General features: G+C 33.8%; 10 protein-coding genes and 3 pseudogenes. 7 read left to right on the top strand and 6 right to left on the bottom strand.

Translation table 11 applies throughout. The features are described 5' to 3' along the window. The 3 genes from C568_RS34965 to C568_RS0129040 form a co-directional block, all read left to right on the top strand. Positions 1–504: hypothetical protein (locus C568_RS34965; RefSeq protein ID WP_018783581.1), on the top strand; the 504-nt coding region annotated here is incomplete at its 5' end. A gap of 1,973 nt (positions 505–2,477) precedes the next feature. Beyond that, positions 2,478–3,047, top strand: coding sequence for a dihydrofolate reductase family protein (locus C568_RS0129050; RefSeq protein ID WP_018783580.1), 570 nt, complete (start codon positions 2,478–2,480; stop codon positions 3,045–3,047). Positions 3,048–3,497: 450 nt separating this feature from the next. Beyond that, positions 3,498–4,067 (top strand): DUF3967 domain-containing protein, encoded by a 570-nt coding sequence (locus C568_RS0129040; RefSeq protein ID WP_018783579.1) that lies wholly within the window; start codon positions 3,498–3,500, stop codon positions 4,065–4,067. A 452-nt stretch (positions 4,068–4,519) separates the two neighbouring features. On the opposite strand, the gene C568_RS0129030 is transcribed toward C568_RS0129040, so the two are convergent. Together C568_RS0129030 and C568_RS32275 are read right to left on the bottom strand one after the other, a co-directional pair. Next, the gene (locus C568_RS0129030) at positions 4,520–5,206 is read right to left on the bottom strand and encodes an IS6 family transposase (protein WP_018783577.1); all 687 of its coding nucleotides are present in this window, start codon (positions 5,204–5,206) and stop codon (positions 4,520–4,522) included. 190 nt (positions 5,207–5,396) lie between these two features. Beyond that, a pseudogene (locus C568_RS32275) lies at positions 5,397–5,552 on the bottom strand (DUF3967 domain-containing protein); the annotation flags it as partial. Positions 5,553–5,811: 259 nt separating this feature from the next. Between C568_RS32275 and C568_RS0129020 the strand changes: the two are divergent. Next, entirely contained in the window at positions 5,812–6,531 is a 720-nt protein-coding gene (locus tag C568_RS0129020; RefSeq protein WP_033794735.1) for a hypothetical protein, read from the top strand. Positions 6,532–6,636: 105 nt separating this feature from the next. Here C568_RS0129020 and C568_RS32270 read toward each other — a convergent pair. Continuing rightward, positions 6,637–7,297: pseudogene (locus C568_RS32270) on the bottom strand (IS6 family transposase). 211 nt (positions 7,298–7,508) lie between these two features. Here C568_RS32270 and C568_RS0129010 point away from each other — a divergent pair. After that, positions 7,509–8,030 (top strand): annotated as a pseudogene (locus C568_RS0129010) (DUF3967 domain-containing protein); the annotation flags it as partial. Between the two features lie 90 nt (positions 8,031–8,120). On the opposite strand, the gene C568_RS34960 reads toward C568_RS0129010, so the two are convergent. The 3 genes from C568_RS34960 to C568_RS0128995 form a co-directional block, all read right to left on the bottom strand. Beyond that, positions 8,121–8,282 (bottom strand): hypothetical protein, encoded by a 162-nt coding sequence (locus tag C568_RS34960; protein ID WP_165774937.1) that lies wholly within the window; start codon positions 8,280–8,282, stop codon positions 8,121–8,123. Positions 8,283–8,467: 185 nt separating this feature from the next. Beyond that, positions 8,468–8,875, bottom strand: a complete 408-nt coding sequence (locus tag C568_RS0129000; protein ID WP_018768040.1) for a hypothetical protein — start codon at positions 8,873–8,875, stop codon at positions 8,468–8,470. A 14-nt stretch (positions 8,876–8,889) separates the two neighbouring features. Next, on the bottom strand, positions 8,890–9,720 hold the full coding sequence (locus C568_RS0128995; RefSeq protein WP_018783573.1) for a ParA family protein: 831 nt from the start codon (positions 9,718–9,720) through the stop codon (positions 8,890–8,892). A gap of 952 nt (positions 9,721–10,672) precedes the next feature. Between C568_RS0128995 and C568_RS0128990 the strand changes: the two genes are divergently transcribed. Continuing rightward, positions 10,673–12,163: a primase C-terminal domain-containing protein gene (locus tag C568_RS0128990; RefSeq protein WP_018783572.1), complete on the top strand. Its 1,491-nt coding sequence runs from the start codon at positions 10,673–10,675 to the stop codon at positions 12,161–12,163. A 613-nt stretch (positions 12,164–12,776) separates the two neighbouring features. Beyond that, a complete protein-coding gene (locus C568_RS0128980; RefSeq protein WP_018783571.1) occupies positions 12,777–13,331 on the top strand; it encodes a DUF3967 domain-containing protein in 555 nt (184 codons plus the stop codon). Positions 13,332–13,496: the final 165 nt, after the last annotated feature.

Raw genomic sequence — 13,496 nt, 5'->3', positions numbered from 1 at the left:
TCTTTCCTCGTTTTGGTTACGTTTTTAGGATTTTTGCCAATAGAGAAAGCAAGTGCATCTGTATCATCTGATTCAGTAAACGAAGTAGGAGATAGGATTGATACGAGTAAAAATTATTATATAGCTCGAGCGGACAATCCCAATATAGGGTTATATTTTCCATGGTATAGCTCAATTATGAATATGCAGCACTTTCAATTCAGTGCACCTGGTGACCCTGTAAAATTACATTATTCTGAGGAAAATAAAAAATATCGTATTGAGATGTTTGTGAAAATTATATCGCATAATGCTTCTACCTGGTTTACAAAAGATTTATGGCCCTCTATTAATAACGAACAATTCGCCAGTTATTGGACTATTCGTCCTGTGGATGGTGGATATACAATTCAGGCAGAAGATAATAGATACTTGAGTTATCACACGGTAGAGTGGGGTAGGACTTGGACAACTGCTACTTTAAGTACAGAAAAAGTTGTATGGAAATTAGTACCTGCATCTTAAAATTGAGATATAAATTGTCTAAAGAATAAGACATGAATAAGAAACAGTACCAATTACTTTAAGTTGCAATTTGTACTGTTCTTTTTATTTATAAAAAGAATAATTTTGTACTTTTTTTGTGGAATATAGCATACATATACATTGCAACACTTGTTGATAAAGAATATGTATAGTGACTAGTGTTGCATGACGGGTTTCTTGAAAAGATTGAGGTTTTATTAGATTCATAGTCGATTTTAAGAGAAACATTGCTCTAAGAATGAGCAATGTTTTTATTTTTCTAATGAGCGCCTATATTACAAAGTTGATATGTAAAATAAGCTGTATTCTGCAGTATGAACTCTTGATTTTGAAGAGTACATTATTTTTAAAATGAATCATTGAAAAAATTTGATTATAAAAGGGTTTTTACAAGAACAAGTGACGAACCCTTTTGTTTTATTTGTATAGGGAGCTGCCGTCATTTTGCAGATTTTATACGTTAAAATAAATATAATCAAAAACATTAACGTGTTGCTGTTTTCCTTTCTTATATATCTCGTGGACTAGGGCAGCAACATTGTCACTAGAGAAACTAGGTTGTTTATTATAGTGTGTTTCTAAGGAAAGTATAAATGTTTTTTGGAGGACTATAAATAAAATTTCACATACCACATTTTAATAAAATAACACTTTGACAGATAATTGTACATTTGGATTGTACTTTCCTTGTACTTAGAAGGTAAATTCCGTGTCTTCATAATGAGCAGAAAGATAATTTTATGTATTGCATGATTTTGAAGAGATTTACTATTTCAATAAAAAAGGGTATAAACGTATTGACTCTAAGAAAGCACTCTAGCGCTTCGATCAATTTAAACACTATATTATGAGGAATGGTATCGATATTGTGTAGGAGGCACCTAGCTTTTCAATCAAACCAGTATCTTATCCTAGAGAATCCGTTGTAGCGCTATGCGAAAAACGTGATTACTTGAAGCGGATTGTTAAAATTCTATGTGATTGTGGTGTTAGTGTAGAAACAGGGTTGCGAACGCATAGCGCTACAACGCATCATCTTGACGGTATAAATCATGAGGTCCACTAGACTATTTACTTAGTCATGACGTATTAGAAACGCAATTCTGTGTTGATGTGAAACGTACGTATAATACTGCAGATGTTGAGGTTTTTGTTCCTGAGCAACCACCTAAACCAGCAGAAATTCCAAAAGGAGTCACTGATGGAATCGCTTATATAGAAGGCTACAATTTGACACTCCCCCCTAAAGGGACAAGCTGGCAAAGCCATTGGGATTCTTGCTACCAAAGGCGAAGTCCATTTCTGGTATCGCTGACGTGCAAGATTGCGGTGTGCCATCACCACTCTCACGACAGACCTTATAGGTTCGTGAGCTACTGTACTATGACCATACCGTACAGCTAGTTTTGTGTCCAAATGTTTTAGCGTCTTGTTCTTGACGACACATATCATTTTACCGATAGCGTGAGTTAGTCTATCGAACCTCATATGATATCTTGTTTTCAAGGAACATATAGGCGTTTGAGATCTTATATATTTTGTTTCTAATAATTGATACCCTCGGCCTTCAAAGACTGCTTCGGCGTCTTCAGAAAGTAATTTTTTCCCCAGGAACTAGATCCCCTACATATATGGGGTACAGCCGAGATACGTGTAATTTTGAGTCATAGGCTTACTTTTATTTCCAAACGAAACCTATTGAACTTATAACTAGGTTTCGTTACGTCTGTTTATAATAAAGAGCTTGCCATTGTCTATTATGGGTTAACCCTAATCATCCATTAGTTAGTTACTGAAAACACTTTGTTCCAATTGTATGATTAGGGTGTATGATAATAAGTTAAAAAATAAAAGATTAGACATACGAAGGATTTTTATAAAACTAATAGTGTGGATTTTAAAAAAACTTGGCGGGAGAAACAATATATAAATGATTAAGGGGAGGAAGAGTTATGTCCAATAACGTAAGACAAAGAAGAATAATTTTAGATTTAGCAGTTACTTTAGATGGTTTTATTGAAGGGAAAAATGGGGAAGTTGATTGGTGTATCATGGACTCTGAGATGGGGTTTATTGATTTCTTAAATCAAATTGATACTATTTTATATGGAAGAAAAAGCTACGATTTATGGGGACAATTTACTCCAGGAATTGAAGGTACCAAAGCTGAAAAAGAACTTTGGGAATTAGTTCACAGTAAAGAAAAATATGTGTTTTCTAGAACACAAAAAGGGATTGATAATAAAGCAATATTCATAAATGATAATATTCTTGAAGAAGTAAATAAATTAAAGAAAAAGTCTGGTAAAGACATTTGGCTATATGGCGGAGCAAGTCTAATTACAACATTTATCAGCTTAGGGCTTGTGGATGAATTTAGATTATCTGTTCACCCTGTTATTTTGGGAGAAGGAAAACCGTTGTTTATTGATATAAAGCAGAGGTTGAATTTAAAAATGGTTAATACAAGAACGTTCTCCTCTGGCGTTGTGCAACTAATCTATCATTTGAATGAGAATTGATAATATTGCACATTCCAAAGATAAAATACAATAAATATCATTAAGAAATACTCGATAGTAATTGTCATTTCTTCAACAATAAGGCGCGATTCTTGAATAACATAGGTAGAAAATAATTGAACTTTTTTATAAAAACCCAAACATAAATCTGCTAAGGAAGAATCCTCTTTAATCAAACTTTATTTCAAAGCTACAATAGATAAAAAACTCGATTTAAAATCAGGTTGGAAATAAAAGTAAGCCTATGACCTATTTTTTCACGTATCTCGGCTGTACCCCTATATTGCTAAATTAATTATAACAAACCTATTTTCTTCAAAAAACTTACAAGAACTAATCATGATTATGCTCGCATCCTATAAATGAAAGTACAAATTATTAAGATTTTTTTACTTGAAGGAATTAATAAGGCGCTATGGAATATTTTCTTTTAGGAGGTGTTATAGCGTTATGTCGGATATGAAAATCATTTATACCGCTAAAGACGTCTATAGTCGTTTGCAAGTGAGCGACAGCACACTAAGAAAGTATGTGGAAGTCCTCCAACGAGAATCCTACATTATTAAGAAGAATAAACAAGGTAAGAGAGAATATACAGAGCATGACGTTATGGTGATAGAAAAGTTAATTGAACTTAGTAAGCATGACAGTATAACGCTTGAAAAAGCAGCGAAGCTTATTATGCAACAATTAGAAAGTATCAATCCAAGTATAAGTATAATCAAAGAAGAAGAGCCCAAGGAAGCGGATTTAATTCCATTTCATATTCAACAACAATTGCAGAAACAATACAGCGTTATGGCGAAAGAAATGAATCAAAGCATGTTGGAAATGGAGAAAAGGTTAAATGAACAAGTTGAGCAAGCCAATAAACGAATTGAACAACGATTGGAAGAACGAGATGAGAATCTGATGAAAACATTAAGAGAGATCCAGGAGACAAAACAATTAATGAAGGAATATCATGCGGAAATTGCAGCAGCAAAAGAGAAGAAAAAGCCTTGGTGGAAGTTCTGGTGAATGATTTTCAATAAACTACGAAAAGGTAGAAAAGTAGAAATGTATACTTTTCTACCTTTTGTTTTATTTTTTATCGGCGTACCGCCACATCGCTATCAAGCTAATAAGTAAAAATACTTTAAAATGAGAAAAGTGAACTTAATGATTATGATTGAACTACCCCTACTTAGCTAAGCTTGAAGTGTGGGATTCCTACGAACACCAGCGTAACCGCTAGTTATTTAGAAGGCTACCCCATAGTCCCTACGGTTGGTACGAAATTCGTATGGTCTTTCAGTCTTGTTTTCAGTTTGACACTTGGTTTTCGTTCCAGAAGTTTAAAGGTATCGTTTCCATCATTGCAGATTCTTTATTTAACGATGAAGGAAGGTATCACAGAGAGCGTTAAAGTTCGCTGGTTCTGTTGCAAAGTTTCTTAACAGATAAAGAATTGGGGTGATTACAAATGAATTTTATACAATTGCAAGTAGTTTTTGTAATTCATTGTATGTTGAAAAGACGCAGTTTGGTGGCAAACTGCGTTTTCGTTTATATATGGCATGAATCGTTTCGATTCCTTTCAAGGTACGTGAAGCATGGAGAAGGTTTTGAAATCCTGCAGATTTGGTAAAGCGTCGCTTTACATGCCTATGGTCCTGTTCGATAAGATTATTTAAATGTTTGATTGTACAATGGGTTGTGTGTTTATAAAAGTTGTTTTCTCTTAATTTTTTAAACGCGCAAAGTAACGCTGGAGCCTTGTCTGTTGTGAGAACTGTTGGTTCTCCGAACGTTTTCACCAATCTTTTCATAAAGGTATAGGCAGCCTGATGATCTCGTTTTTTCCGGAGTTGAATGTCCAGTGTGTGTCCATCTGTATCAATTGCACGATAGAGATAACGCCATTCCCCTTTAACTTTGATATAGGTTTCATCCAGATGCCAAGATAGCTGCGCAGATTTGTTTTTCTTTTTCCAAATCTGATAAATGAGATTTCCATATTCATGAACCCATCGCATGATGGTTGTGGGATGAACCGATACACCACGTTCTTTCAGAATTTCAGATACATCTCGATAACTTAAAGAAAAACGACAGTAGTAGCCGACGGCTACCAAAATAATATCTTTCCTGAATTGTTTTCCTTTAAAATATCCCATTTATGATTCTCCTCACTTTGTTTTGCAAAAGTTTAGCTTACTTTCAAAAGCTTTGCAACTGAACCATAATATCAATCAGTCTGTCCAAAATTAGAAAGAATTCATCCATCAATTATTTGGGCTAACAGCATAAAATACAATTCCGCTCTATATATATGCGCTATATTCTCTTTTATTTTATCTTTGCACCAGAACCGTTGAAATCCGGTTCTTCATAGCGCTCAACTTCATGTCGATCCAACGGCAACACTTCAACACCTTGATGCCATAATACAATTTGCTTTGTGGCATTTTCTAATGTCATATCTGTGTCGTTCTTTAGGTTTATAACCTTACGGAATACCATTCCCCATTTACATACCAACTTCCTTATGAAATGTTTAACATATTATGCCATATAACTGGAAAAGATGGTATGATTTTGAGGAGGAAATATTGAGGTTTTAGCAAAGGGCAAGCTACGGGTTTGCCCGGGCAAACCCCAAAACGTTCGTTTTGACTTGGTAGGAGTTTCCTACAACCTTTACAAATTTTTATAAGGTATTTACGATGTAAATACCTTATAAATTTGTTGTCGCTTCGCTCGATTTTTAATGAAAGGAGAAATGAAATTGAGAGAAAATAGAAAAAAGGAAAGACTGGAAATTCAATTGTTTAAAGATGAAAAAGAATTTATTAAAAATAAATCTATAGATTTTGGATATAAAAATGTTTCAGCATTTGTTATTGATTCAGTAAAATCACATTTCAAACTTGAAGTGGATATGAAAGCTTATAGAGATTTAACTAAAGAAATAAATTATATTGGCAAGAATATAAATAGCCTAATTAGAAGGATCAATACAGACGGAATTTACACTGATAATGATATTGATTTCCTTAGAGTTAATCAGAAGAAAATCATAAAAATAATGAATACAGAATATGACCGATTACTTGATTTAAAAACCAAGTTTAATAGCGATAGCTTGAGTAAAAAACAGAAGGAAAAATTAATAAAATCATTATCGGAAAATCAAATCAAGATACCAAAAAAATTAGTATTAGAAGAAGTGTATGAAAAGATAAAAGAAGATTTTGTTTATATTATAGAATGTATAGAGAACTCGCCTGAACAAGATATGGAAGTAACAGAATATGTCTGGCAATATTTATATGGAGATACGCTATATAGGTTAGAAGATGACCAATTAATAAAATTGGCTGATAGCATTTTTATTTTTGCACAGAAAGTGAAATTTAAGTTATCCAAACTCGATAATGTTTTTTCAGATGATGATTGGTTTGAACTGAAAGATATATTAGATGAATATGAAATTTATTAATTAAGGATTGATTACAATGTCTATTGTTAAAATACAAAAAGTGGTTCCGGTGCAAAGATTGCATTTATTTGAAAGAGGTATATAAATTCCTAATGGAATCTATTCTTATGCAGCCATTCCGAATAGTTGATGAATAAACTTCATTTCATTTTGGACAGACTTGTCCCGTAAAATAAGTTGGCCTTTTTAATGATATGCATCGCTTCTACACCACTCAATATAGAGGCTGATGTTTTGTATGATTTAAATCCCAACATAGAGCGTATACGTTTTTTAATAAAACGATAATCTTGTCCACTATGTTATTTAAATATTTTATCCTTCGGATTTGGGTGCCTATTGGTATCCTTTTTTCTTTCTTCAACTGTTCGATAGCGATTGGATAAACAGGGTTCTTATCAACCGTGATGATACGAGGTTTTAAGACATGAAAAGACCACAAAGCTTTCTTGAAGAATCGCTTTGCATCCGTATGATTTCTAGATTTACTCAAATAAAAATCAATCGTATTTCCTTCAAAATCAACGGTACGATATAAATACCTCCATTGTCCTTTTACTTTTATATATGTTTTGTCCACTCTCCATGAGTTATTTGTTTGTTTGAGATGACGTCGAATTTGTTTATCAAACTCCGGCCCATATTGATGTACCCATCGCATAATAGTTGTATGAGCCAGGGAGAAACCTTGTTCTTCCATCATTTCCACCAAATCATGAAAGCTTAAGTTGTACCGTAGGTACCAACGTACAGTTAATAAGATGATGTCTGGTTGATAATGTGTCTACTTAAATATATTCTCCTTTTCCATACTGATCACGCACCTTTTATAGAGTAGTACTATCAGTATGTCCAAGTTTGATAGGCCATTTTCATATACTTCAAAGTTTTTGCACCAGAACCGTATCTCATCTGTGACTCCCCTCGCTCTGTTTTGCCAAAGCTTAGCTTATTTTAAAAAACTTTGCACCAGAACCAGAAAATACATGGAAGTGTTGCAACGAGAGGGATATACAGTCAAAAAAGATAAGCGTGGCAGAAGAGAATACACAGAGTATGACGTTATGGTGCTTGAGAAATTAATTGAGTTAAGTAAGCATGACGGTATGACGCTAGAAAAGGCAGCGAAGCTAAGTGCTCAACAATTAGAAAGCGTTGATACAAATGCGAAGACAGAGGGATCCCAAGAAACGGATATAATCCCATTCCACATTCAACAACAACTCCAGCAACAGTATAACGTTATGACGCAAGAAATGAATCGAAGCATGTTAGAAATGGAAAAAAGATTAAGCGAACAGGCAGAGAAAAGAAACAAGCAGATTGAAGAAAGTATAGAGCAACATAATGAACGAGTTGAAAAACGATTAGAAGCACGAGACGAAAATCTTATGAAAACATTACGCGAGATCCAAGAGGCGAAGAAATTAATGCAGGAATATCGTGAAGAAATTGCAGCTGCAAAAGAGAATAAAAAGCCTTGGTGGAAGTTCTGGTGAATGAAAAATTATAAATTACGCATAGGTAGAAAAGCATACATTTCTACTTTTCTACCTATCTTAATGTTGCTTGTTAAAGGCTTGTTGCAGCTATATATACAAGGAAATTAGACCGGCTATAACAATCAATGGAAAGATTACTGCTAGTTTATTTTTTAGAGGGACACGTTTATCTGGGACACCTGGGTGGACAACAAAAACGAGTAAAAGAATTGCTCCAATAATACCTAAAAGCATGTTAATGATAATCATCCTCCTATGGAATATTGTTACCAAGAGTATAGCACAGTTAAATAACATATTAGGTCATAAGTGTAAAAAAACCCAATATAAACCATGTGAAGATATGGATTTATTTTCTTTTCACTAATAATTAGGGATATTTCTATATAAAAAGCCGTTAAAGATTATAAATATCTCTAACGGCTTGCCGTGTCTTATTTTTTCTCCAACATCTCATAAAGGTGCTTGTACATTCCTTTATATCCTTCAGACTGTCGAGTTGTTAGCTTAGTATTTACATAGCTTTCAAGAAGCATATCGATAATGCTGTTAATCGATGCTTTATCCATACTTTCTTGTTCTTTTATAAATGGTTTAAGAGTATTTAGTTTTAACAAAACAGCTGGTGAAATTTTAGCTGTTTTAGATGGAACTAAACGTTGATCTGGTTTCTCAGGTGCAGGTATTTTTCCTTTATTAATGATAGGAGTCATAACCTTTTTCTTAACAGGCTCATTATTACGGCCAAAATCGTTTGTTCCTTTTATCTCCACACCTTTGTCATTTAAAGTGTTTTTGCCTCCAGGTGTTGTGACTATAGGTTGAAATGGTGCTTTAGACATTATGAGCCTCCTCCTTAAGCATTAATAGTAGCAAAATAGTTTTCATGTTCATTAAGTTCGCTAAGAACATCAATGAATAGTTGGTGGGCCTTTTCATCCCACATATCAACATTTCCACTAACGTTAATTGTTTTATGAATTCCTTCGATATCATAAACTTTAAGACGTTCTTGATATCTAACGATTGTATCTAGGACGTTTCCACCATACATTTCTTGAGCTTGTTGTAATACTTTATTATCCACTCGTTTGCCTTGATGTAACATCATTGGGATAATCCCTAAAACTTGTAAATCGGCGTCATATGTTTCTGCTAAGAATTGCATATAAGCGATGTATGTTTGAGCGCCTTCTAAAGATAATTCTTGTGTTTGTAGAACGATGATACAATAATCGGCTGCTATCATAGCGTTATCTGAGTAGTCACTGATTGTTGGTGGTACATCAATGTAAATACGGTCATATTTATCTTTTAATGGTTCTAGTAATTTTTTTAAATTTGTAATCTGTGCAAGTTCATCTTCAGGGAACATATCAAATAAGATTTTTGATAGTTTTCTAAATGAGGTATTAGATGGAACGATGTCCAAATTCTCAATTACTGGAATAATCTCATTCTCTAAATTTTGATTTAGAAATGCATCTGTAATAGACTTGTCTATTTGTTCAATGTCACCTGTTTTAGCAAGGACTCTTGTAGCGTTACCCTGAGGGTCCATATCCACTAAAAGACATTTCTCATTAAATACTGTAGCTGCTTCATAAGCCAACATTGTAGCTGTTTTTGTTTTTCCAACTCCACCTTTAAAGTTACCGATTACGTATGTAGTTGCTGGTCTAGTCATTTTCGACATTCCTCCATAAAACTCCGAATAAGTATACCTTTGAGTAAAATGTAACATCTACATACAATATTCGCAACAGTATACCGTAGAAAAGTTTATGTTTTTCAAACGGATTTATCGAAAGAGTAGAAAAGTATACTTTAGCGTAAGATTTTTCGGTATACTTTTCTACTTTTCTACTTATACGTAGTTTATATAAGTCGTGATTTTGCAGGTAGAAAATTCTACATTTCTACTTATGCGTAGTTTTTTGATGTCTTCGATATACACTGGTAATTAAGGGTTAATTGCATTTTTTAAGAAGATCACGTTAAAAATATGAGTGCAAAATTCTACATTTCTACTTATGCGAAAGTTAGAAAAGGTATACCAACTTTCGATTCTAGGTAGAAAAGTAGAAATTTACACTTTTTCGTAGTTCTACTTTTCTACTTATACGTAGTTTGGAGTTGAGATTTCTTTATTTACAAACAAAAAAACTTGCTGTAACGTAAGAAACAACAAGTTTTTCTACAAAAAATGATTCAATTTGATAAAGCATATTCGATAAATAATTTACAAAAACAAATAAAAAAGAACGGCTGTCTAATCGAGATTTCTCAGGTCTCAATCTGACAGAAAGAGTAGAGTTACGTCAATAACTTTACTCCCCGGTGAATACAATTTGCTGTCAACATCTTGTATTCCATTTACACACTGCACCATCAGTCTGTAAAATTCTCCGCCCGTTCTAGTGAACTATGTTATTAGAGATATAAAAATATCTGTATTTAGTATAGTTAATTAGTGCTGGATTGTAAAGATAGAAACCCTTATTTAAGTACGATAAAATTACGTTTAAATATGGAAAAATTCTGTTTTTATATACTTTTTAGGGAATTTTCAAGGTGAGCAGTGTTATAACTGCTCACCTTTTTTTATTGTCAAAAATCTAGTGGAAAGGAGATTCAACATGGATAAAGCGCAGCAAGCAATCGAATTGATTTTACATAATGGGCTACGAAAATATAAATATAAGAATTCTAGAGCTAGCGTTGCCATGTTAGACTCTCAGGATACTAGTATCAAGATGAACGACAGATTTGTGTTTATTACACGTACAAAAGAAGATCTCACTCATGATTATGGAACAAAAGGAGTCGTATTAACTTCTCAAGAAGCAGTGCTGGACCATATTGGACAAGCAACGCACTGGACTCCGAATGTATTTAGAGTAGGAACGTATTTTGATAGAAACAGAAAAGTAATTCAAGGGCATGAAGAACGAAACCTAAAGCAGATCAATTGCTTCACTGTAGATATCGATACAAAGGACGTTACTCCAGGAGAAATTGTGTTGGCCGCGATGGACAACCGATTAGGAATGCCTACAGTCATTCTAGAAAGCCCGAAAGGATACCAGGCTTATTTCGTGCTAGATAATCCATTATTCATTTCAAATAAGAACGATTTCCGTGGATTACGTAGTGCGAAGCGAATCAGCGAGAACATCAGGAGGGCGTTAAATGAACAATTACCTGGTGTTGATTTAACATGTAATGACTTCGGATTCTTCCGTATGCCTAACGAAGAGAATGTAGTATGGATGGATGCAGACAGTACATGTAATTTAGCTCATTTAATTGAATGGTCTAAAGATCAAGACATTGGCCACCGCAGGAGTTTATTTAAAGTACTTTCAAATAAACCAAGTCGTACAACACAAATTACTGAAGGATGGGTGCAAAAGGTACTGTCATGCACACATATTAAAGGTCAAAAAGGTGTAATTGGGCGTGATAATGCTTTATTTACGCTCGCTTTGGCATGCTATTCATCCGGAAAGACTGAAGAGGAAGCCTATAACTTGTTAGATGAATTTAATACGAATTTAAACAGCCCTTTGAAAAATGCAAGCATTCAAAAGGCTATTCGTAGTTCCTTCTCAGGTAAATATAAAGGTGCAAGTAAAGAGTTTATTAATCACATTTTAGAAATTTGGGCAGATGGAGAAGCAACATATTCAGGAGTTGCACCGTCACAGTACTGGTATAAACATAAGAAAGCTCGTGAGGATCGTGTACGTAGTCATTGGTACGAATGGGAACAAGATATCATTGGCTTCTTAAAGGTGCAAAAGAACATAGAAAAAGGATTTGTATACTTTACTCAAAAGGAATTGTGCGAAGTGCTACAAATACCAAGAAGCACGTTAAACAGCGTGTTAAAGAAATCAAAACAAATATATATCCATGTAATCGGAAAAGGAAGTCTAAGGCAAACAGGACTGTCTACTTTGGCGATGCTTTTTAACTATGCTATGAAGAGTAAAACGGAACAAATGGAGAAATATATACACTGCATTAAAGTAATTGTTCCAGAAGCAGCAGAACGTCTACAGGCGCTATTATATAGGAAAAAGAATACGAGTCCTACAAACATAATCGTACTTAATACCGGTTAATTTTACTTTGTCCACTCTGCCAATACATATTTCTATTATATCTGTGTGCTACGTTTTTTAGGGGTATGCTGTAGTTGGATTTCTAGGTGTTTTATATTGGTTGGGTTTGTTAGAATATCTTCTATTTCTGGGTTTTGTTTTCTCAATTAAATATAGTACGTGAAATTATGTAAGAAACTGTACTTTATAAGGAGGTTCAGCTGAGCTACATGTAAAAATGGGTCCTAGATTGGATTTAATTCCAATAAAATGATTAATTTAATTTTTATACAGGTATACTCTTTTCTATTGATTGCGGTATGTTTTGTAAATCAATCCTATACTCACCAAAGCGTTTTATATGTTTCGTCATTAAAGAGTTATTAGGGGAATCCCATGAGCGAGGACAGGAAGTCTTGGCTTATATGCTGAAAAATCATGAGCCAGGAAAATGCGCGGACTATGTGATTGGTCAAGAGTTTAAAGTTATCTATCAGCAAGTATAGGATACAATGAATATTATGCATAGAGAATTAGGCGATGGAAAGGGTAGATTGGATTTAAAGTGTTAAGATAGAGGAGTTATAACTGTTATAACGAATTTGGGATATTAAAAAGGAGGTTATGACTATTTATGGCTCCTATAATTTATGAAAATGTATCCCAAGTTGCAAAGAGGTTAAAAGTATCACCTTCTACGGTTAAAAAATACTACTTATTAATTGAGGGTTATAACTGTTATGCCTTTAAAAGAGATGAACGAGAACGGGTTATTTTTGATGATTATGATGTTAGGTTGTTACAAAGATTAGTAGAATTAAAAAGTATGCCGCAAGTTACACTAGAGGATGCTTGTAAACTTCTTTTAGAAGAGGAAGGATTAACAGTTAAGAATACAGATATGACTGTTATAACTCCTGGATCTGATGATTTGAAAGTATTACTGAAAGAATTAAAAGATACAGTGGAGTTACAACAAAAACAACTACAGAATCAAAATGAACAAATAACTAAACTAACAAGTTTATTGGAATCACAACAAAAATTATTAGATTATTCCAGTGCTATAGAAAAACAACAGGTTATTGATCGTGATCAAGCCGTTATGACTGTTATGCGAGAGCTTCAAGAGGTAAAACAGATAGTTGCGGCAAGTAATGAAAAGAAATGGTATCAATTTTGGAAGTAATCCACTGAGTCCTATACATTTATGCTGCGAAAGTGTAGGACGGGCCCCCAGAAAAGGGAAAAAACCAAGTAATTAGTGTCATAACTTAAGTGATTTGGAAATGAATTCTAATGTCGGAAAAAGAAAAATAGAAATATAGCATACATACAATAAGGGAATGCAGTA

Origin of the sequence: Bacillus sp. 95MFCvi2.1, from assembly GCF_000374965.1 — a bacterium.
GTDB classification, from domain to species: Bacteria; Bacillota; Bacilli; order Bacillales; family Bacillaceae_G; genus Bacillus_A; species Bacillus_A pseudomycoides.
This window is presented reverse-complemented; position numbering and strand designations above follow the sequence as displayed.

Coding starts and splice junctions, on each gene's coding strand:
- C568_RS0129050 (WP_018783580.1), top strand. CDS start 2,478: ATGTCCAATAACGTAAGACAAAGAAGAATAATTTTAGATTTAGCAGTT.
- C568_RS0129040 (WP_018783579.1), top strand. CDS start 3,498: ATGTCGGATATGAAAATCATTTATACCGCTAAAGACGTCTATAGTCGT.
- C568_RS0129030 (WP_018783577.1), bottom strand. CDS start 5,206: ATGGGATATTTTAAAGGAAAACAATTCAGGAAAGATATTATTTTGGTA.
- C568_RS0129020 (WP_033794735.1), top strand. CDS start 5,812: ATGAAATTGAGAGAAAATAGAAAAAAGGAAAGACTGGAAATTCAATTG.
- C568_RS34960 (WP_165774937.1), bottom strand. CDS start 8,282: ATGATTATCATTAACATGCTTTTAGGTATTATTGGAGCAATTCTTTTA.
- C568_RS0129000 (WP_018768040.1), bottom strand. CDS start 8,875: ATGTCTAAAGCACCATTTCAACCTATAGTCACAACACCTGGAGGCAAA.
- C568_RS0128995 (WP_018783573.1), bottom strand. CDS start 9,720: ATGACTAGACCAGCAACTACATACGTAATCGGTAACTTTAAAGGTGGA.
- C568_RS0128990 (WP_018783572.1), top strand. CDS start 10,673: ATGGATAAAGCGCAGCAAGCAATCGAATTGATTTTACATAATGGGCTA.
- C568_RS0128980 (WP_018783571.1), top strand. CDS start 12,777: ATGGCTCCTATAATTTATGAAAATGTATCCCAAGTTGCAAAGAGGTTA.